This is a genomic window from Enterococcus larvae, from assembly GCF_017830045.1.
Lineage (GTDB): Bacteria > Bacillota > Bacilli > Lactobacillales > Enterococcaceae > Enterococcus_L > Enterococcus_L larvae.
In genome coordinates, this window is the sequence record NZ_JAEDXU010000002.1 from 1 (window position 1) to 19765 (window position 19765).

The following is a 19765-nucleotide window of genomic DNA, read 5'->3' on the forward strand; positions in this document are numbered from 1 at the left end:
GAGCCGTGAGGAAATGTGGTGCACGTGGGAGACCTTTTCTTCAGTGAGCCTTTCAGGCTCTGGCCGGTAATAGAGGCTTACAGCCGCAGAGCAAACCTCCAGTTCACACTGGAGGTTTTGATTGAGCCTTTAAGTTTTCCCTCGTCAGTACATAAAGAACGATAGATTAATAGAGAAATCAGTAAGCAAAGATGAAAGACTTGACAAAATAAGGTATAATGAAAAAAACAATTACTACTGAAAAGCAAAATGAAGAAAAAGAGGTGCCTCTTTATGAAAAAAATATTAGTTGTAGACGATGAAAAGCCGATTTCGGAAATTGTGAAATACAATCTTGTTAAAGAAGGGTATGAAGTATTCACGGCTTATGATGGTGAAGAAGCTTTAGAAAAAGTGAAAGAAGAAGAACCGGATCTGGTCCTGCTGGATTTGATGCTTCCTAAGATAGACGGGTTAGAAGTTGCCAGAGAAATTCGAAAAACTTATGATATGCCAATCATCATGGTTACTGCCAAAGATTCAGAAATCGATAAAGTATTAGGCCTGGAATTAGGTGCCGATGATTATGTGACAAAACCATTTTCAAATCGAGAACTGGTTGCCCGCGTCAAAGCAAACCTGCGACGTGGTGTAGCAAGTGTAAAAGAAGCAGAAGAAACGGTTCCTTCTGAGTTGACAATTGGTGATCTGACCATTCATCCAGATGCATATATGGTTTCCAAACGTGGCGAAAAAATTGAACTGACTCATAGAGAATTTGAATTACTGTTTTATCTGGCAAAACATATTGGTCAAGTGATGACAAGGGAACACTTATTGCAAACCGTATGGGGCTATGACTATTTTGGCGATGTCCGTACAGTGGATGTAACCGTTCGACGGTTGCGTGAAAAGATTGAAGACAATCCTAGTCACCCAACGTATCTGGTTACAAGACGTGGAGTGGGCTACTATTTAAGAAATCCTGAACAGGAGTAAGTGATATATGAGAAAAAAGGTCAACTTTTTTCAGTCCGTCAACTTTAAGATTGCAATTTCATTTATCTTGCTGCTTTTGATCGCAATCCAGATCATTGGCGGCTATTTCATTCGTGAGCTGGAAACGACAACGATCAATGATTATAAAAACAATGTTGATCGTCAAGTAACACAGCTGGTGAATGTTTTGAGTAGTCCAATGGGCAGTGAAGATAAGGAACGGGCCGAAATCGATGCAGATTTAAAGCGTCTATTGAGCAGTTATTCCAACAGTGAATTTCTTGAAGTTCGAGTGATCGATGACAAAGGAATTGTTCGTGCAACCAGTGATTTGAATCTGCAGGGTGTTGTGGGAAAGAAAAATGAATATGCGGATTTAAATAATTTGACAAGTAATAAATATGCTGCTGTCGAGGGTGGAAAAAGAGTATACATCAATATACAGCCGATCTATTCCCCGACTGGCGATTCAGTCATCGGGGCTGTTTTCGTTAAGAGCAATATTGAAAATAAGTATGAGGAAGTTACAAATATTGCTCGGATTTTCCTGACAGCTTCGCTGATTGCCGGCATCATATCTATCATCGTGACGCTCTTGATTTCACGCTCAATCACTCAACCAATTGGAGAAATGAAGGAGCAGGCGTTGCGGATTGCCAGAGGAGATTACAGCGGCAAGGTAAAGGTGTACGGAAAAGATGAGCTTGGACAACTGGCAGAAACCTTCAACCAGCTGAGTGAACGGGTGGAAGAGGCTCAGGAAACAATGGAATCTGAGCGGAATCGTTTGGACAGTGTGCTTACGCATATGACTGACGGAGTTGTTGCAGCCGATCGTCGTGGGAAGGTCATCACAATCAATGAGATGGCTACAAGTCTACTGAACGTCAAGGCTGAAGAAGCAATCGGGATGTCGTTGCTTGAGCTATTGGATATCGATCAAGAATATACCCTTCGAAAGCTGTTGGAAGAACCAGATGAATTACTTATTGACCGTTCTCAATCTGCTGAGGAAGCGGATCAGATGATTTTGAAGGTTGATTTTGCAATGATTCGAAGAGAATCCGGATTCATAACCGGGTTGGTTTGTGTGATGCATGATGTAACTGAGCAGGAGAAAAACGAGCGGGAACGACGTGATTTTGTATCCAACGTATCCCATGAGCTTCGTACTCCTTTGACGAGCATGCGGAGTTACATCGAAGCGTTGAATGAAGGCGCTTGGCAGAACCCTGAAGTTGCTCCGGACTTTTTACGAGTAACACTAGAGGAAACCGACCGAATGATTCGTATGATCAATGATTTGTTGAATCTATCAAGAATGGATTCAGGAAATTCTGAGCTTCAGTTGGAGTACGTCAACTTCAATGAGTTGATCAATTTTGTGCTGGATCGTTTTGATATGATGGTGGAGAGCAGCAATAAGAAATTTACGATTCGTCGAGAGTTTACAAAAAGAGACTTATGGGTAGAATTGGACCCGGATAAAATCATTCAAGTATTGGATAATATCATGAACAACGCGATCAAGTATTCTCCAGACGGAGGAGAAATCATTTGTCGTTTGCTTGAGACACACAGTAACGTTGTTTTCAGCATTACTGATAATGGGTTGGGTATTCCCAAAAAGGATGTAAGTAAAGTATTCGAGCGTTTTTATCGAGTTGATAAGGCGCGTGCACGTGCACAAGGAGGGACCGGTCTTGGACTGGCAATCTCTCGAGAAGTGATCAAAGCCCATAATGGTTCGATTTGGGTGGAAAGCACAGAAGGACAAGGCTCAACATTCTACATTTCGCTGCCTTACGAGCCGTATGAGGAGGTCTGGTGGGAATGACATTTTTAGAAAAATTGATTCGACCGGGCCTGATCGCAATGATTCTACTCAGCCTGTACTTTTCATGGTCAATTTGGGCCAGTTCTTCCAACAAGGAGACTGTTGGTCAAAACGAAACCAAAATAGCAACAACAATCAAAGAGCGTTCTAGTCAGGAAGCTTTTTTACCTATTCGTCTAGTAAGGATGAATGAAACCGGCATGACTTTGACTGCCAGTGAAAGCTTGATCAGCTCTGTACAAAAGTTGATCAGCGAAAGTGACATCAGCAGTGTTTCGATGGTAGTGAATGGAAATCAGGAAGAATTTGAACAGTATTATACCGAACGATCAGGGTTTGAACTGATGTATGAAGGACGCCTTTTACTTTCTGAATATCTCGCTATCTATGGTATAAATGTGGACACTGGTAATATACCAGTAGAGCAGGCTTACTTTAATCGGATACAGGTAGATTATACGGAGAAAAAAATTCTGTTTTTTGATTTTGCCAATAAAAATGTTTATCAGGCAGCGATATCCATTGACCGCGGAGCAGTCGAAGCGTTGTTTGACAAAGATGGTTTAATTTATTTTGAAGTTGCCGAAAGATCAGAACTGGCTGATAAATCCTATTACATGATAAAAGACCTGAAGCTTAAAAAATACAGCTATATATTGGCTTCCCAACCAACGACATTGTATAGAAATGCTTTCTTCAATGATACAGATGATATTCAAATGAATGAGGATAGCGGCGATATTTCTTATACAAAGGGGGCTGAAAAGCTGAGTCTAAATGAACGACTGGGAACGATTCATTTTGTTGGAAGTACAAAAAATGAATCAGAGAATCAGAATGTATTTGCAGACAGCTTCAGCTACGTGAAAAAATTGGGGACCAATATAGGAAATCTACGTTATTTCGATTATTCGGATGGAATGGTCAATTATAGTACCTTTGTGGAAGGATTTCCAGTCTTCAGTGAAAGCAATAAGGGACAGGTCAAGGTAGCCGTCACTGAACAAGAATCCGGAGCTTCTAAAATAGCTATAGATACCAGTGTTGATACGATTCAAGTACCGATTCCGTCAGAAGAGGAAGTGACGCTTATGGATTCAACCGATCTATTAGCTACTCTGACGGCATCAGGTGCGGATGTGAATGAAATAAAATCGATTATTATTGGCTATACTTGGCAGCGAATAGAAGAAACAAAGCAGATAGTGGATCTAACCCCTGAATGGTATATCTATTATCGTGATCAATGGTATCCCGAACGTGAGCTATTGGAAAGCCTCGCAAACTGGGAGGTGCAGTAATGGATTTTAAACGGATCGAGTGGATATTTTTTCTAGTGTTTTTTGGCGTCAATATTTTCCTGTTTAGTATTTATCGTGAAGGACTTCAAGACGAGAGTAATGTTTCTTATTCAGATCGAACAGAGAGTTTGGAGCACCGATTGGAGAAGGAAGGCATTGACCATAAAGGAGAATTGTCAACAGCTCAAATCGAGGGTTATTACCTCAGTGGAGAAAGAACGAACTTTTATGAAGAAATCCAGCAAAAAAGAATTGATGAAGGAGACAATAGTCTTTTTCGCTATAATACAGATATCATTGAAAATGGTATAATCAGCTATCCGTCCTCTAATTATTATGTGGATCCAAAGGATGTAGAAACAACGTTATCGGAATTTTTATCAAGCTCGGATAATGTGTTGTTTGGAAATGAATACACCTATCTAGCTAATTTTTCAAACCTAACAGGTGATTTTCCGGAAGTGATTGCTTCTCAGTCTTATGAGGGGATTGCTTTTAGAGATGATAGTGCTCAAATCACATTTTCATTAGAAAAGCATGAAACGGATGAGCTCTTCAAGATAGCAAAATATACACAATATCATATTGAGAACCTTGAAAAGCTTAGAGAAAAATCTGATTTATACTCTGAGCATGATGCGGTAGAAACGCTGTATATCAATAATAAAATCCCGAGCAATTCGACGATCACCTTTTCTAAACTGGCATATACATGTATTTACCAGATCAGAGAGAAGTATGTGTATGTTCCTGTCTGGTTCATTGGGATTTCATCAAATGGAACAACGATGCAAATTGAGCAGGTCAATGCAATGAATAATACAATAATCACAAATAATACAATCACTAGGGTAGAAAATCACAGCTGATAATTGTATAATAGATTGCTGTAAGGAATAGAAATGAAGGGAAGCGTAGAAATGAATCAAGATAGTGCTTTTAACGTCAGTGTGCTCGCCAGCGGCAGTACCGGCAATTCCCTTTTTATAGAAACAAAAGAGAAAAAAATATTAGTAGATGCTGGTTTGAGCGGCAAGAAAATCACGTCCCTATTAGCAGAAGTTGGGCGGAAGCCGGAGGATTTAGATGCAGTTCTTGTAACACATGAACATCGGGATCATATACATGGTGTTGGTGTTTTAGCAAGAAAATACAGGCTGGATGTCTATGCGAATGAAAAAACATGGCAGGCGATGGAACCATTGATTGGGAATGTTGCTCTTGAGCAAAAGCACATTTTTGAAATGGGAAAAGTGCTTACTATGGGCGACATGGATGTAGAAAGCTTTGGTGTTTCTCATGATGCTGCTGCGCCTCAATTTTATCGCTTTCATAAAGAAAACAAGTCCTTTGTCATTTTGACTGATACAGGCTATTGCAGTGACCATGTTCGTGGAATCGTTCGAGATGCGGATGCTTACTTGATCGAAAGTAATCATGACTTAGGTATGCTTCGTGCCGGAGCTTATCCTTGGAGCTTGAAGCAGCGGATTCTTGGCGATCAAGGACATCTGTCAAATGATGATGGCGCTTTGGTCATGGCGGATGTGATTGGGCCGAATACCAAACGCATCTATCTGGGGCATTTGAGTAAAGAGAACAACATGAAGGAATTGGCTCAGATGGCGATGGAATCAATTCTGAAAGAATATGGTCTGGGTGTTGGACATACATTCAATGTCTATGACACAGATCCGGAAACAGCGACTGGGATGTTTTCAATTTAAAGAAACAGCATGAAGGGGTTAGTTCCTTCATGCTGTTTCTTTGTCTTCTTTAAAACCCCTTGACATTAAAGCTTGCTTTAATGTTATAGTGAACAAAAGGAGGCTGATCTGATGAAAAGTATAAAAGAGGCAGCAGAAGAGCTGAGGATTTCAAAATCAACCCTGCGGTATTATGACCAAATCAGCTTAGTAAAGCCAAGTAGGGAGCAAAACGGGTACCGCATGTATAGTGAGGAGGAAATCACTCGAATCAAGTACATCATAGTAATGAAATACGGGGATTTCAAAATAGATGAGATTCAGACAATGATGCATTCGATGGAAAGTGAGCCAAGTGAGGATTGTATTGAAAGGACAGAAGCTCTGCTGGCAGAGAAGCAAAAGGAATTTCAGTATAAGATCGCCTTCTATCAGGAAATGTTGTCATTGTTAGAGGCTGTACCGAATCTATCTGACATAGATGATCAAAAAGAACTTGAAATCAATAACTACATTGATCGAGTGTTCCAGAAACTGGCGCAAAAGGATGCAATCAAATGAAAACATTATTATTTGCTCCTGAAACCTTTAATTTGGCAGAAACAACTCGAATGATCGAAACAGCAAAGAAATGTCGACATGCAGCGAATTGTGTATTCATGGGGTATAGTACAAAATTTTCTGCCTTTATTGAAGAAGAGGGCTTTTCTTTTTTTCTGTTGTCACCTGAGCTGAGTGAAGCAGATGTTACAGCAATCATGCAATTCGATCAGATGAAAACTTTTAAAAATCCGTTTACCTATCGGGTGTTGAGGCAGCGTGTCGAGAGCGAATTGACACTGATCGATCAGATTCAGCCTAACGGTATCATCATTGGGAGTACGGTGAGTCTCTTTATCAGTGCCCGTGTACGAGATATTCCACTAATATATGTAAAGCCTTATGCATACTCTCGCCCACATATAGAAAGTCTGAACTTTATGCATAAGTGGCCTTTGCCGATACGTAAAATCGTGAGGCATACAGCGCTTCATATAACCTGGCTGCCAAAAAGCTTTAGGCGTCTGATAAAGGAATACCAGCTTCAGGATGTTTTTAAGTATACTATTGATTTTCCAGATGGAGATTTAAACTGCATCACAACCCCAAAACTGTTGACGAATAATCATCAGCTGTCGACCGGCTATGTTTATACTGGACCGATTTTTGCTCGCTTGAATCGTGAAGTGCCGGAGGAAATTATAGAGCTGGCGAATACTGGTAAAATGCCGCTCATCTATTTTAGTATGGGGAGTTCAGCCAATCAGGAAATTGTGTTGGCGATTTTAAAGCATCTAGCAGCCATGCCTTTTCATGTGATCAGCCCGATGAAAAGCTATCTAACAGAGAAACAACAAGATGAACTTTCAGAAACAATCCACCTCTATGATTGGCTGCCAGCATTGGAGGTTAATCAGCTAGTGGATGCTTGTATCATACATGGAGGAGAGGGAACTGTCCAAACGGCTTATTTAGCAGGGAAGCCATTTATAGGTATTGGACTCCAAGCGGAACAGGACTATAATATCTCTTGCTGTGCTGTCTATGGAAATGCTATCAAGCTTACTCGCAAAGAATTAGCTGGTCGAGCTTTTTTCCAACAGAAAATCAATGAACTAATCGAATGTCCTCGCTATAGTGAGCAGGCAGTAAAACTGAAAAATGAATTGGAGAATAGTGAGGGTGCATTGTGTGCGGCTGAACAAATTCTGGCATTTTGTGAAATCAATACAGGTGTATCAGTGTAGTTAAGAAAGTCTGGATACACATAGTCAAGTTTTTCCAAAGGAGGAGGTTGTGACAGAAGTGTTCAGCACTGAGAAATAAAACGGACAATACGAAAATAGATTTTCATGTTTTTGAGATAGTTCGACTTATTTCCGAGTATGCTGCTTCTGAAACACCGTTAATTCAGTTTTAGAGGATTGTGGCAGGCTTTTGTCACAGCCCTTTTTTTCTATCCCAATAAGAACACCACAAGAATATTTTAAGAAAAACGATAAGATTCTATTACTCCTATCCCCTTAATTTCTGCTTATGCTCATATTTTCAACGAGCGCTTTAAGGTAGGTTTAAGCAAGTGCGTGTATTCTAATCACTGGATAAAAGAGGAGTGATTGGAATGCCAATAATCAACAATGGAGATATAGAAATGATCGAAAAATATGACCGCTTTGTTCAAGAGGCAAAATATGGATCGATCACTCAGGAAACAAGATGGAGCAATGTAAAAGCCAACTGGGCCCCTCTTTATGTATATTTGGAAGAAGAGGGAAGGATCGTTGCAGCAATGTCCATTTTGATGATCAAAAACGTAGGGGATAAAAGGTTTGCTTACGTATCAAAAGGTCCTGTTATGGAAGAAATATCTATAGAATATATTCAAAAACTGATTCAGGAAGCAAAGGAAGAACTGAAAAAACGAGATGTATTTTTGCTGAGGATGGACCCTGAATATCTGTATACAGAAGAACTAGACCACGAGCTGCGGGAGGCTGGTTTCATTGTTCGAAACAGAGCGCTGAGTGGAAAAGGAACGATTCAGCCAAGGTATGATATGGTTGTAAATCTGAAGAATAAAACTGAGGAAGAAATAATGGCAGGCTTTTACGGAAAAACAAGGTATCGTATCCATTACGCTGAAAAAAAAGGGTTGAAAAGTACAATTTCTTCTGATTGCGCAGATTTAGATACCTTTTACAAATTATATGCCACGACTAGCGAGCGTCATGGGATATCTTATCGACCAAAGGAATATTTTGAGCGTTTAGCAGATTCATTCTTGACATCTGGCCGCATGAAAATCATCATTGTTTCAATCGACGGTGTGCCGGACGCAGGCGGTCTTTGTTTCCTGTCTGGAAGGAAGGTGTGGTACATGTATGCTGGAAGTACTCACGAAAATCAAGTGCTGATGGCACCTTATCTAGTCAATTGGGAAGGGATCAAATGGGCATTGGCAGAAGGCAAAGAAGGTTATGACTTTGGTGGTGTGTTTGTCTTGAGCAATGAAGATGGCTTGTTTCAGTTTAAAAACGGCTTTGTTCGTCCAGATGTACCCACTGAATTTATTGGTGAAATCGATAAGGTTTATGATCAAGCAGCATATGATACATTTAATGCTTGATTGAAAATTTCTGAAATCATTTTAGAATATTCTGAAAATAACATGATATAATAAAACAATCGGGAGTAAAGCATAATCAATTGAATAATGCTTTACTCCTTAAAAATGATTGAATAGGGGAACAAAAATGGTGCTGATTTTCTATATACTCGTTGTTGAATTAATTTGTTCAGCAGCTTGAAACACTGCTATAATAGTCAGGTAGATGAACATCAGTTTTTATTGGAGGGGAAAGTATGATTTTGTTAGGGGCGGTTGTCAATGCGGCTGCAATCGTTGCAGGCAGCCTGGCAGGTGCTGTACTGCGCAACTTGAAGGAAGAGACAAAGGACACTGTGACGAAAGGAATTGGCCTAGGCGTAATTGCTTTGGGGATTCAGATGTCCTTTAAAGCAGACTCCTTCATTCTAGTTTTGATCAGTCTGTGTCTGGGAGCTATGATTGGCGAGTTTCTGAAAATCGAGGATCGAATGAACCAGTTTGGACTATACCTTGAAAAGCGCTTTGCAAAATCCGGAAGCAACTTTGCTGAAGGCTTTGTTACGGCTTCGCTGATTTTTCTAGTAGGGTCGATGGCAATCATTGGTGCGATCGAAAGCGGGGTTTCAGGAAATCATCAAACACTGTTTACGAAGTCCGTGATGGATGGCTTCATGGCTATCATGCTTACTGCAACATTGGGGGTAGGTGTTCTCTTCTCATCAGTTCCTGTGCTGATTTATCAAGGTGTTATTGCTTTGGCAGCCAGCGCGTTGATGGGCTACGTTCCACAAGAGCTGATGGACCTGTTGATGGCAGGTATCAGCGGTATTGGGGGATTGATGATCCTGGCCATTGGTCTGAATATTACAGGTTTGACGAAAATCAGGGTGTCAAACTACCTTCCGGGGATCATTATTTTAGTACTCCTGATTGTAGGGCAATACTATTTTTATTGATTCGTATTCTGAAATGTTTTGATTCTAGTTGCTATCATAAAATAGATAAGCTGAAAAATCCTCCTCCTACTATGGAAATAGTAGGAGGAGGATTTTTCTAATTAATTCTTCTAATGATTTTGAATAACCAATTCGATTGTACTCAAAAGAACAGCAAACAGCTTAAGGTATCACACATGGCTCAAAGAGTGACATGGAGCTCTCTGATGGAGTAAAGAGAAATTCTGTATAGCAGATGCTATCAACAATATCTATTCTTTTATTGATTGCTTTTTAATAATACCCTTTGAACTTCCCTGTGCGGATTTCAGCTTCCCAACCAGTGATTTCCAGTTCTGCAGATCGAATGATTGCATCGGCATTTTGAATGCTCATTGCATAATTAATGCCGAATTGCTTGCCTGCTTTTTCTTGCTCTGCTTGTTTTTCTTTATAGGTCATGCGTTGTGCACTTACTTCTTTAATCAAATCTTTGTTAAAAGCAATTTTGCCTTCGAGATATTCGACCCAAGGCTCTTTCTCAGGAGTTTTGTCTTCAGTACCAAAAAGTGAACGAACAAATTTTTGTACAGTGTTCATAGATAACCTTTCCTTTCTTACTAAGTAGTTTTTATAGAATTCTAATTGTATTGAAAATAGTTCTTTTGTTACATTTTATCAAATATTTATATAAAAATAAAATATTTACGCTTCTGTTATGTAAGCCTCTTGTAGGTTTGTAAGTGCTAAAGGATTTTATTTAAAATGGCACTTATTTTAAAAGGACAATTGTTGAAATCAAGTATTCAAATAATTATCTATTTCTGTATAAAAAAACGAATATTCATTATTATTATGCATTTTAAGCTGATTAAAATGCATATTTTTTCTATTTTTGGTTATTAATTAATAAAAAACCATTGACTTGGTTTGATTATGAAACTATAATGTGAAAAACGTTTCTTTTTATGAAAAGAAAATGAAGAGGTGAAAATCAATGAAAGTTTCCATAATAGGAGCAACTGGTTATAGCGGCATGGAACTGATCCGTTATTTACATAATCATTCATTTGTGGAGATTGTTTCAATCCACAGTCAGACAGAAACCCAGGAGATCGATCAGGTCTATCCTTATTTGAAGCATTTGCTTTCACTACCATTGGAGCCGATAGATGCAGAGAAGATCATGGAGCGAAGTGAGTTGGTTTTCCTTGCTTTACCATCTGGGATATCAAAAGAGGTTGCGGTACCGTTTGTGAAGAATAGTTTTCCGGTGATCGATCTGTCAGGGGACTTTCGGCTGCAGGAGGAAGGCCTATATGAGAAATGGTATGACAAGGATGCTTCCCACTTCCCGCTGATACAAGGATTTGATTATGGTTTAGCAGAGTACCGTGAGGATTTGTCACGTCCCTTTATAGCTAATCCAGGTTGTTATGCAACAGCTGCTGAACTTAGCTTTGCGCCATTATTGCAGAATCAGCTGCTTGATAAACAGTCCATTATCATTGATGGAAAATCTGGGCTGTCCGGTGCTGGAAAAGGATTATCTCAAGCTAGTCATTTTACTGAAGCGAATGATAATATGAGTGTCTATAAAATGAATACGCATCAGCATATTCCGGAAATCATTCAACAATTTCGACGATGGGAGCCGGATTTAGACAGCATTCAGTTCACCACCTCCTTGATACCCGTTACAAGAGGCATTTTTATGACTGCTTATGGAAGGTTGAATGATGATCGATCAATAGAACAGTTGATCGATCTTTACCGAACCACCTTCGATGGAAAACCATTTATCCGTATTCAGGAAAATGGGTGTTATCCTACACTTAAGCAGATTGTGGGCACGAACTTTTGCGACATAGGTATAGGGCTGAACGAAGAGACGAACATTGTGACGCTGGTTACAGTCATTGACAATTTAGGAAAGGGTGCTGCAGGACAGGCGATTCAAAATTTGAATCTTTTTGCTGGTTTTCCGGAAACAGAAGGCTTGCTGCAGATACCAATCTATCCATAGGGAGATAACAAGTATGAAAAAAATCAACGGGACAATTGCATCACCAAAGGGATTTTACGCAGATGGGTTTCACAGTGGACTCAAGCGGAAAAGAAAGGATATCGGCTGGATTTATTCAGAATTTCCAGCAAGTGCAGCGGGAGTGTTTACAACGAATGCTGTTCAAGCAGCACCTATTCAAGTAACCAAATCTGCTCTTGCCTCTGATTCATTACAAGCAATCATCGTGAATTCGGGAAATGCTAATGCGTGTACTGGAAAAAATGGCGTACTTCATGCACAGGAAATGCAGCAGATGGCTGCTGAAAAGCTAGGTTTATCAGCAAATAGTGTGGCCGTTGCTTCAACCGGCATAATCGGACAGGAACTGCCGATGAATAAAATCAAAAAGGGAATTTTCGGATTGGAAAAAACAGCAGGCGTGCCATCGTATTTTCACGAAGCAATTTTGACCACCGACACAAGAACAAAAGAGATTGTAGTTGAGGCAGAGATCAATGGAGCAATTGTAACGATGGCAGGAGTTGCCAAGGGATCTGGAATGATCCATCCTAATATGGCAACGATGCTGGCATTTATAACTACCGATGCCGCTGTTGAAAAGGAGCTTTTACAGCAAACCTTAAAAATGATAACGGATAAAACCTTCAATCAAATTACTGTAGACGGAGACACATCAACAAATGATATGGTATTGGTTCTTGCGAATGGTGCATCAGGCGGTGCTGTGATTCAAAAGGATGATAGCGGCTATCAGGTCTTGATTGATATGCTGAGTCAAGTCATGGAGGAACTGGCCAAAATGATTGCCCAGGATGGGGAAGGAGCAACTAAGCTAATTGAGGTCAAGGTCGCTCATGCGAAGGACCAATTAACTGCCCGAATGATTGCAAAAAAAATCGTAGGTTCTTCTCTAGTGAAGACCGCTATGTTCGGCGCAGATCCCAATTGGGGCAGAATCATCTGTGCGATTGGGTATGCGAACCCATCGATCGATCCGGACAAGGTTGATATTTCTATAGGCAGTTTACCTGTATTACTGAACAGCCAGCCGCAGGTATTCGAAGAAATGAAGATGAGAGAGATATTGGTACAGGATAAAATTGTCATTACTGTCGATTTGCATGAAGGGACAGCGGTTGGGCTGGCTTGGGGCTGTGACTTAACTTATAAATATGTAGAAATAAACGCATTGTATCATACCTAGACGAGAGAGGAGCAGTTCATTTGGAAGAACTGATAGTAATTAAAATAGGCGGGGCTGCCGGCGACTGCCTGACAGAAGAATTTTTTCAACAAATCCATACATGGAAAGCCGCAGGAAAGAAAATCATTATCATACATGGCGGCGGTCATTATATTTCGGAAATGATGGTTCGCTTGAATGTGCCAGTCTGCCACAAGGACGGCTTGCGGGTTACAACAAATGAAGTGTTGAAAATCACTCAGATGGTATTGATTGGTCAGGTTCAGCCATTGATCACGTCTCGGTTTCAACAACAGGGATTATCTGCTGTTGGGTTGAATGCTTCAAGCAATGGCATTATTCTAGGGGATTACCTGAATAAGAAAGCGCTGGGGCATGTTGGAGAAGTGAAAGAAGTTCGTGTGGAGTTACTGTTCGACTTGCTTGAAAAGGGATATATTCCAATCGTAGCACCTCTGGGGATGACTGACTCCGGTCATTGGTTAAATATCAATGCCGATGATACAGCTTGTCATATTGCAGCAGCATTAAATGCGGATTCATTGTATTTATTGACGGATGTGGCGGGGATCAAAAAGGGAAATAGCTACTTAGAGGAGGTTTCCTTAACTGAAATTACTGAATTGATTGATGAAGAGGTCATTATCGGAGGAATGATACCTAAAGTGAAAAGTGCAGTATTGGCGATTCAGTCAGGTGTGAACAGCATCCATATCACGGATGATATTTTGAAAAAAGGAACAGCGATCATGGGAGAGAAGGTGCTGGTATGACGTATCTATTTCCGAATTACAGTCGTAAGCCAATCGAATTTATCAAAGGTGAGAAAAATCATTTGTTTGATAAGAATGGTAAAAAGTATCTGGATTTCACCAGTGGTATTGGTGTGATGAATCTTGGGTATGATCATCCACTAATCAACCAGGCTCTGCAGAAGCAAGCAGCAGAAATATGGCATACACCTAACCTATATGAAAACAGTCTTCAAGAGGAGGCAGCGAAGCTGCTGGCAGGAGAGCAAGACTATCTAGCTTATTTCTGTAATAGTGGTGCAGAAGCGAATGAAGCAGCCATCAAGCTGGCTCGTAAAGCCACCGGTAGAAGTAAAATCATCACGTTTGAACAGTCCTTTCATGGAAGAACCTTTGGGGCAATGAGTGCGACAGGTCAAGCGGCGATCCATCGAGGGTTTTACCCGCTTCTTCCAGAATTTGTTTATGTTCCTTTCAATTCTATGGAAATGTTGAAGAGAGAGCTGGATCAGCATACTGCGGCGGTAATGCTAGAGCTGATTCAAGGCGAAGGTGGTGTTATTCCGGCGGAGGAAGAATGGATAAAAGAGCTTGCGGAAATCTGTGAGAAAAACGGTTCATTATTGATTGTTGATGAGGTACAGACAGGGATCGGCAGAACAGGAACCTTTTATGCGTCAGAAGCTTATGGAATTGAACCAGATATCATTACGTTAGCCAAAGGATTGGGAAATGGCTTTCCAGTAGGGGCAATGCTTGGTAAAGGAAAGTATGCTGATGTGTTTCAAGCTGGCAGTCATGGTTCCACATTTGGGGGAAATAAACTGGGGATGGCAGTTGCCGGAAAAGTTGTTGAGCTGGTCAGAAATCCGGAATTTTTAGCAGAAGCCGATAAAAAGGGAACAGCTGCAATTGAAAGCTTAAAAAATAAGTTGGCTGATAATTCTGTTGTTGTTGATGTACGGGGAAAAGGATTGATGATTGGTATCCAGTTGACAGATAGTCAGCTAGTGGGTGAAGCATTAGAGCAGCTGGAGCAAAAGGGTATTATGGTGTTAAAAGCAGGGACGACAGTTTTACGTTTACTGCCGCCGCTGACAATTACAGAAACAGAGCTATCTGAGGGAATAGAAATAATTTGTCAAGTATTGGAGGAACTTGCATATGTCTGACACACTTTTTGGAAAGAGTATTTTGGATTTAACAGAATTGACGAAGGAGGATTTTCACGAGATCATCCAGTTGGGGATCGCCATGAAAAAAAATCCTGAGAACTATCAAACTGCATTATCAGGTAAAATCCTAGCGATGATATTTGAAAAGAACAGCACCAGAACTCGTGTATCCTTTGAGGCTGGAATCATTCAGCTGGGCGGACAGGCAATTGTTTTGGATAGTAAAAGTACACAAATGGGTCGAGGGGAACCAATCAAGGATACAGCGAATGTCCTTTCTTCCTATGTAGACGGTATCATGATTCGAACCTATTCTGACCAGATGATTCATGAGTTGGCAGTAGAAGCATCAATTCCGATCATCAATGGATTAACTGATGATCATCACCCTTGTCAAATCCTAGCAGACTTTATGACAATCTATGAGGAAAAGGGTAAGCTGTCAGGAATCAAGCTGGCCTATGTAGGTGATGGCAATAATATGGCACACTCCTTCTTACTTGGCGGCAGTATTGTAGGGATGGATATTTCAATTGCTTCTCCAATGGGCTACGGTCCTAAATCAGCTCATGTTGAATTGGCACAGGAAATTGCTGCACAAACAGGAAGCAGTATTGTGCTTACAGAAGACCCAATCAAGGCAGTCAAGGATGCTGATGTTGTGATCACAGATGTTTGGGCCAGCATGGGGAATGAAGCAGAACAAAAGGAAAGAGAAGCAGCATTTCATGCTTATCAAATAAACGATGAGCTTGTGAAGCATGCTAAGGAAGATTATATCTTTTTGCATTGTCTGCCTGCTCATAGGGAAGAAGAGGTAACAGCATCGATAATCGATGGCCCTCGCTCTGTTATTTATCAAGAAGCAGAAAATCGTCTACATGCACAAAAAGCATTGATGGTAAAAGTGATGAAGGAAAACTAGCTCTATTTTACTGTTTGATTGTGTTTTTTTATTTGAATCAGCTGCTTCGTTTTTATTCAAAATGTCTCTCCGATAGTGGATGGGACATTTTTTATTGAATTTTTTTAAATTAGTTATACGAATCAGAATTTTTATTTGTAGTTTTAGGGACTTTCTAGTAGAATGAAGGAGTATGAATAGAAAGAAAAGAGGTGTAGATAAATGGGTTTTACAGATGAAACAGTAAGATTTGACTTTGATGAAAGTCGCAAAAAGGAAGTAAGTGAGACTCTAGCTACCGTATATCGAGCATTAGAAGAAAAAGGCTACAATCCGATCAATCAGATCGTTGGGTATTTACTTTCAGGAGACCCGGCCTACATTCCTCGCTATCAGGATGCGCGGAATTTGATTCGTCGTCATGAACGTGATGAAATCATGGAAGAGCTTGTGAAACACTACCTAACAAGTTATGGTATCAACCTTCGATGAGAACCATGGGATTAGATGTAGGGTCAAAAACAGTTGGTGTAGCTGTTAGTGATCTTCTCGGCTGGACAGCTCAAGGTGTTGAAATCATCCGCATCAATGAAGAACAGCAGGAATTTGGTTTTGAGCGTTTAGGCGAACTGATCAAGGAATATGAAGTGTCTAAGGTCGTTGTCGGCTTGCCGAAAAACATGAACAATTCGATCGGACCCAGAGCAGAAGCCTCGATGGCCTATGGCAAACAAGTAGAAGAGTTGTTTAAGCTGCCGGTTGTCTATCAGGATGAGCGTCTGACAACGGTTCAGGCGGAGCGGATGCTTATTGAGCAGGCAAATGCCTCTCGTGCAAAGCGAAAGAAAGTAATCGATAAAGTGGCAGCTGTCATGATTTTGCAGAATTACTTAGACGGAGCAGCAAACAAATAAAAGCAGCCTTCAATCTGGCTTAAGGCAAAAAAATCTGTTATTCTTACTGTTTTAGCTATGTTACGAAAGTAAACATGTAAAACAGTTTAAAGATAAAGGATCTGTTAGTACAGAAAAAGAGAACTATATCTGAAATTGATAGAGTAGGACTCAATGAAACAAGCATGGAGATATCTGAGTAGAAGATATCTCAAGGAAAAAAATGAAGAAACTGGAAGAGGCAAAGGAAGCAACGCTCTCGAAGATTGCCTTGTACAGTGCCACATCAACTCTACTAAAAGATTTGCTGTGTGTTAAAGCAACTAGTTTCTTCAATAAACAAAAGGATAGCTGTTTCCCTTTTATCAAGAATGCTAGGGAAAAAGACATCGGACCTCAAGAATGAGGAATCTGTGAAATCAACTGATCAGATTCTACAAAAGATAAAAGGAGAACCATTACTCTTGCGTGGATCATCTAGAAGTAATGGATATCGAACCACAAAAATGAAGAAACTAGGAAGTTATCTGACTAGTTTCTACAATAAATAAAAGGAGAATGACAATGACAGATCATAATCATGAAGGACATGAACATATTACATTAGTTGACGAACAGGGGAACGAAACTCTTTACGAAATTCTATTAACTGTTGACGGTCAAGAAGAATTTGGTAAAAATTACGTACTTCTTTATCCAGCTGGTGTGCCAGAAGATGAAGATGTTGAGTTGCAAGCCTACGCTTACATCGAAAACGAAGAAGGAACAGAAGGCGAACTTCAGCAAATCGAAACAGACGCTGAGTGGGATATGATTGAAGAAGTCTTCAACACATTCATGAGCGAAGAAGAAGAGAAATAATTAAAAGAGAGCTAAGCCCTTATTCTTTAGGACTTAGCTCTTTCTTATTTTATATACCACTAATCAAAGAGAATCATATTTCAACAAAATCTTTCTTTTAATAACTAGGATGACTACTGATAATATGGGATTGATGATTCCATAAAATAGTAAAAAGAGCGTAATCATAGTTGGTAAAAGCTCGACAATTCCATCGGGAGGGCTGCTGAAGACATAAAATGTGATTCCCCAAAAAAGAACACATGCAGATAAAGGCAGCATCAAGACTATAGACATCGTTGCTAATGCATTTTTTGATGTGTATAGAGAACTATAGTATAAAAGCATAATAATGAGAAGCCCAAGCGATAAGCGAAAAAAATCAATGGATAAAAATATGGAAATAACAATTACATTGATTAGTATGGATAGTGTATATAAATATTTATTAACCGTTAACAACATACCACAACTCCCTTAAGAAATAATTATATCATAAGGTAGAATGACAGATTGGGAAAGCCAACAAGGTATTAAACTGCTCTATTAAGCATTTTTCTCCCAACAGCTATCAGAAAATCATGGTTCTTGCTATACTATATTTAAGAGTAGGACATAAAAGAAATAATTTTTGATTATGCATAATAAGGGGTAAATTATATGAAAATAGAATTTGAGGCTATCATACCTGTTGTGGATAGTGGTCGATTGTTAATGGAAGTACCTGCAAAAGCAGCAGCTAAATTAGAAAAGGAATCAAGTCAAAAAGTAAATGCAATAATCAATAGTAAGACATACTCCTGTAACCTGTTTTATAAAGAAGATAGGTTTTATTTGCACATTACAAGAGGAATAAAAAGAGATGTGGGCTTAGGGGCTAAAACAGTATTTACAATAGAAATAATTGATAATGGCGGAGGTACGGAAGACGATATACATGATCAAGTACTGAAATGGGAAATCGCAGAATGTAAAGCACTTATGAGAAAAGTAGGCATTAAAACAAATGATCGTGTTATTGATTTTGGTTGCGGGTATGGACATTATACAATTGGTTGTGCCTTAGCTTTAGAACAGACTGGAGAAGTATTGGCTCTTGATTGTGATAAGAAAGCATTGAAATGGATCAATGAAAAAGAAAAGATGTATATGCTCAATAATATAAAAACGATTCATACAAATGGTGAGGCGACTATTGATTTTCCTGACAACAGTCTGGATGTTATTTTACTATATGATGTAATACATATTCAGGATAAGAAATCGAAAAAATCATTGGCACCGGTGCTTTATAAGGAAGCATACAGAGTATTGAAGAGAGGTGGCATACTATCTACGTTGAATTTTGATAGTGATATCAAAAAGATGACTGTAGAGAATGAAGATCGAAGAATGACAGCGGATGATATTGCACGTGATATTATTGATTCAGGATTTTCTTTTAGTCATGCTGTAGATGGAGGCGTCCACTTTGATTGGTATCATAGTAAATACAGGCTGGAGAAAGGCTTAGATTTCAGTGATTTGGAAAGAGGTATGATTCAAAACTATGTGAAAAGAATGTAAAGATGATTTTTATTACTTGAATCGGATTTGCATATATGTGAATAAATCAATGAAGAATTTTCCTTTATTGCTAAGAAACTCTATATCTTTGCTAAAGAAAAGTTATCAGTCGCAAGGTACCGAAATAATCAGTCTTGAGGCGGAAGAAATTCTTTATTGGAACTGTTAAGATTAGTTTATAAAGAAAACAAGTGGAGGATAAGAATATGTTTGCAAATAATAGTTTAATAAAAAATATCTTGATTATCGTTTTGGTACTGATTGTAGGTGGTTGGGCACTAGGTATTATTGGAAGCCTGTTATGGTTGGCTGTTCGTTTACTTATCCCATGTGCGATCATTTACGGAATCGTTCGATGGATTTCGGATCGAAGCAATGCAAGTAGAAGACGTAAATTCTAAAACATAAAGAATCAGAGACTATAAAACAGTCTCTGATTCTTTTATTTTGTTAAGTGAAATATTTCCAGTAAATCTGTCAATTAGACTGTGACATAA

Annotated in this window: 20 protein-coding genes; 19 read left to right on the forward strand and 1 reads right to left on the reverse strand. The window is 39.5% G+C overall.

Annotated features, from left to right (window positions below):
• Positions 1-273: 273 nt before the first annotated feature.
• The 9 genes from yycF (at position 274) to I6N96_RS04075 (ending at position 9926) form a co-directional block, all read left to right on the forward strand.
• Positions 274-978 carry a response regulator YycF gene (yycF, locus tag I6N96_RS04035; protein WP_209556234.1) on the forward strand — a complete coding sequence of 235 codons (705 nt, stop codon included), beginning with the start codon at positions 274-276 and terminating at the stop codon, positions 976-978.
• 7 nt (positions 979-985) lie between these two features.
• On the forward strand, positions 986-2815 hold the full coding sequence (gene walK / locus I6N96_RS04040; protein ID WP_209556235.1) for a cell wall metabolism sensor histidine kinase WalK: 1830 nt from the start codon (positions 986-988) through the stop codon (positions 2813-2815).
• Positions 2812-4116, forward strand: coding sequence for a YycH family regulatory protein (locus tag I6N96_RS04045; RefSeq protein WP_209556236.1), 1305 nt, complete (start codon positions 2812-2814; stop codon positions 4114-4116). Before walK ends, I6N96_RS04045 begins: the two co-directional genes overlap by 4 nt.
• Positions 4116-4985, forward strand: a complete 870-nt coding sequence (locus tag I6N96_RS04050; RefSeq protein WP_209556237.1) for a two-component system regulatory protein YycI — start codon at positions 4116-4118, stop codon at positions 4983-4985. Before I6N96_RS04045 ends, I6N96_RS04050 begins: the two co-directional genes overlap by 1 nt.
• A gap of 51 nt (positions 4986-5036) precedes the next feature.
• A complete protein-coding gene (locus I6N96_RS04055; RefSeq protein ID WP_209556238.1) occupies positions 5037-5843 on the forward strand; it encodes an MBL fold metallo-hydrolase in 807 nt (268 codons plus the stop codon).
• Between the two features lie 111 nt (positions 5844-5954).
• Positions 5955-6383: a MerR family transcriptional regulator gene (locus tag I6N96_RS04060; protein ID WP_209556239.1), complete on the forward strand. Its 429-nt coding sequence runs from the start codon at positions 5955-5957 to the stop codon at positions 6381-6383.
• Positions 6380-7609, forward strand: coding sequence for a glycosyltransferase (locus I6N96_RS04065; protein ID WP_209556240.1), 1230 nt, complete (start codon positions 6380-6382; stop codon positions 7607-7609). The genes I6N96_RS04060 and I6N96_RS04065 overlap by 4 nt, the downstream gene beginning before the upstream one ends.
• A gap of 374 nt (positions 7610-7983) precedes the next feature.
• On the forward strand, positions 7984-8988 hold the full coding sequence (locus I6N96_RS04070; protein WP_209556241.1) for a lipid II:glycine glycyltransferase FemX: 1005 nt from the start codon (positions 7984-7986) through the stop codon (positions 8986-8988).
• A 236-nt stretch (positions 8989-9224) separates the two neighbouring features.
• Positions 9225-9926 (forward strand): DUF554 domain-containing protein, encoded by a 702-nt coding sequence (locus I6N96_RS04075; RefSeq protein WP_209556242.1) that lies wholly within the window; start codon positions 9225-9227, stop codon positions 9924-9926.
• A gap of 273 nt (positions 9927-10199) precedes the next feature.
• Here I6N96_RS04075 and I6N96_RS04080 read toward each other — a convergent pair whose 3' ends face one another.
• Positions 10200-10505, reverse strand: coding sequence for a hypothetical protein (locus I6N96_RS04080; protein ID WP_209556243.1), 306 nt, complete (start codon positions 10503-10505; stop codon positions 10200-10202).
• A 397-nt stretch (positions 10506-10902) separates the two neighbouring features.
• On the opposite strand from I6N96_RS04080, the gene argC reads away from it, so the two are divergent.
• The 10 genes from argC (at position 10903) to I6N96_RS04130 (ending at position 19669) form a co-directional block, all read left to right on the forward strand.
• Complete coding sequence (gene argC, locus I6N96_RS04085; RefSeq protein ID WP_209556244.1) at positions 10903-11931, forward strand: N-acetyl-gamma-glutamyl-phosphate reductase; 1029 nt, start codon at positions 10903-10905, stop codon at positions 11929-11931.
• Between the two features lie 13 nt (positions 11932-11944).
• The gene (gene argJ, locus I6N96_RS04090) at positions 11945-13138 is read left to right on the forward strand and encodes a bifunctional glutamate N-acetyltransferase/amino-acid acetyltransferase ArgJ (RefSeq protein WP_209556245.1); all 1194 of its coding nucleotides are present in this window, start codon (positions 11945-11947) and stop codon (positions 13136-13138) included.
• Between the two features lie 20 nt (positions 13139-13158).
• A complete protein-coding gene (gene argB / locus I6N96_RS04095; RefSeq protein ID WP_209556246.1) occupies positions 13159-13911 on the forward strand; it encodes an acetylglutamate kinase in 753 nt (250 codons plus the stop codon).
• The gene (gene argD / locus I6N96_RS04100) at positions 13908-15062 is read left to right on the forward strand and encodes an acetylornithine transaminase (RefSeq protein ID WP_209556247.1); all 1155 of its coding nucleotides are present in this window, start codon (positions 13908-13910) and stop codon (positions 15060-15062) included. The genes argB and argD overlap by 4 nt, the downstream gene beginning before the upstream one ends.
• Entirely contained in the window at positions 15055-15990 is a 936-nt protein-coding gene (gene argF / locus I6N96_RS04105) for an ornithine carbamoyltransferase (RefSeq protein ID WP_209556248.1), read from the forward strand. Before argD ends, argF begins: the two co-directional genes overlap by 8 nt.
• Positions 15991-16191: 201 nt before the next feature.
• The gene (locus I6N96_RS04110) at positions 16192-16461 is read left to right on the forward strand and encodes an IreB family regulatory phosphoprotein (RefSeq protein ID WP_086347317.1); all 270 of its coding nucleotides are present in this window, start codon (positions 16192-16194) and stop codon (positions 16459-16461) included.
• Entirely contained in the window at positions 16458-16883 is a 426-nt protein-coding gene (gene ruvX, locus I6N96_RS04115) for a Holliday junction resolvase RuvX (protein WP_209556249.1), read from the forward strand. The genes I6N96_RS04110 and ruvX overlap by 4 nt, the downstream gene beginning before the upstream one ends.
• A 543-nt stretch (positions 16884-17426) precedes the next feature.
• Positions 17427-17723, forward strand: a complete 297-nt coding sequence (locus tag I6N96_RS04120) for a DUF1292 domain-containing protein (RefSeq protein ID WP_209556250.1) — start codon at positions 17427-17429, stop codon at positions 17721-17723.
• Positions 17724-18362: 639 nt separating this feature from the next.
• Entirely contained in the window at positions 18363-19268 is a 906-nt protein-coding gene (locus I6N96_RS04125) for a class I SAM-dependent methyltransferase (RefSeq protein WP_209556251.1), read from the forward strand.
• 206 nt (positions 19269-19474) lie between these two features.
• Positions 19475-19669 (forward strand): hypothetical protein, encoded by a 195-nt coding sequence (locus tag I6N96_RS04130; protein WP_209556252.1) that lies wholly within the window; start codon positions 19475-19477, stop codon positions 19667-19669.
• The last annotated feature ends 96 nt before the right edge of the window (positions 19670-19765 follow it).

Bases quoted from the DNA above. Each gene is read 5' to 3' on its own strand.
- I6N96_RS04065 (WP_209556240.1), top strand. From the start codon at position 6,380: ATGAAAACATTATTATTTGCTCCTGAAACCTTTAATTTGGCAGAAACA.
- I6N96_RS04075 (WP_209556242.1), top strand. From the start codon at position 9,225: ATGATTTTGTTAGGGGCGGTTGTCAATGCGGCTGCAATCGTTGCAGGC.
- I6N96_RS04130 (WP_209556252.1), top strand. From the start codon at position 19,475: ATGTTTGCAAATAATAGTTTAATAAAAAATATCTTGATTATCGTTTTG.
- walK (WP_209556235.1), top strand. From the start codon at position 986: ATGAGAAAAAAGGTCAACTTTTTTCAGTCCGTCAACTTTAAGATTGCA.
- I6N96_RS04045 (WP_209556236.1), top strand. From the start codon at position 2,812: ATGACATTTTTAGAAAAATTGATTCGACCGGGCCTGATCGCAATGATT.
- I6N96_RS04055 (WP_209556238.1), top strand. From the start codon at position 5,037: ATGAATCAAGATAGTGCTTTTAACGTCAGTGTGCTCGCCAGCGGCAGT.
- I6N96_RS04110 (WP_086347317.1), top strand. From the start codon at position 16,192: ATGGGTTTTACAGATGAAACAGTAAGATTTGACTTTGATGAAAGTCGC.
- I6N96_RS04070 (WP_209556241.1), top strand. From the start codon at position 7,984: ATGCCAATAATCAACAATGGAGATATAGAAATGATCGAAAAATATGAC.
- yycF (WP_209556234.1), top strand. From the start codon at position 274: ATGAAAAAAATATTAGTTGTAGACGATGAAAAGCCGATTTCGGAAATT.
- I6N96_RS04125 (WP_209556251.1), top strand. From the start codon at position 18,363: ATGAAAATAGAATTTGAGGCTATCATACCTGTTGTGGATAGTGGTCGA.
- argF (WP_209556248.1), top strand. From the start codon at position 15,055: ATGTCTGACACACTTTTTGGAAAGAGTATTTTGGATTTAACAGAATTG.
- I6N96_RS04120 (WP_209556250.1), top strand. From the start codon at position 17,427: ATGACAGATCATAATCATGAAGGACATGAACATATTACATTAGTTGAC.
- I6N96_RS04080 (WP_209556243.1), bottom strand. From the start codon at position 10,505: ATGAACACTGTACAAAAATTTGTTCGTTCACTTTTTGGTACTGAAGAC.
- ruvX (WP_209556249.1), top strand. From the start codon at position 16,458: ATGAGAACCATGGGATTAGATGTAGGGTCAAAAACAGTTGGTGTAGCT.
- argD (WP_209556247.1), top strand. From the start codon at position 13,908: ATGACGTATCTATTTCCGAATTACAGTCGTAAGCCAATCGAATTTATC.
- argC (WP_209556244.1), top strand. From the start codon at position 10,903: ATGAAAGTTTCCATAATAGGAGCAACTGGTTATAGCGGCATGGAACTG.
- I6N96_RS04060 (WP_209556239.1), top strand. From the start codon at position 5,955: ATGAAAAGTATAAAAGAGGCAGCAGAAGAGCTGAGGATTTCAAAATCA.
- I6N96_RS04050 (WP_209556237.1), top strand. From the start codon at position 4,116: ATGGATTTTAAACGGATCGAGTGGATATTTTTTCTAGTGTTTTTTGGC.
- argJ (WP_209556245.1), top strand. From the start codon at position 11,945: ATGAAAAAAATCAACGGGACAATTGCATCACCAAAGGGATTTTACGCA.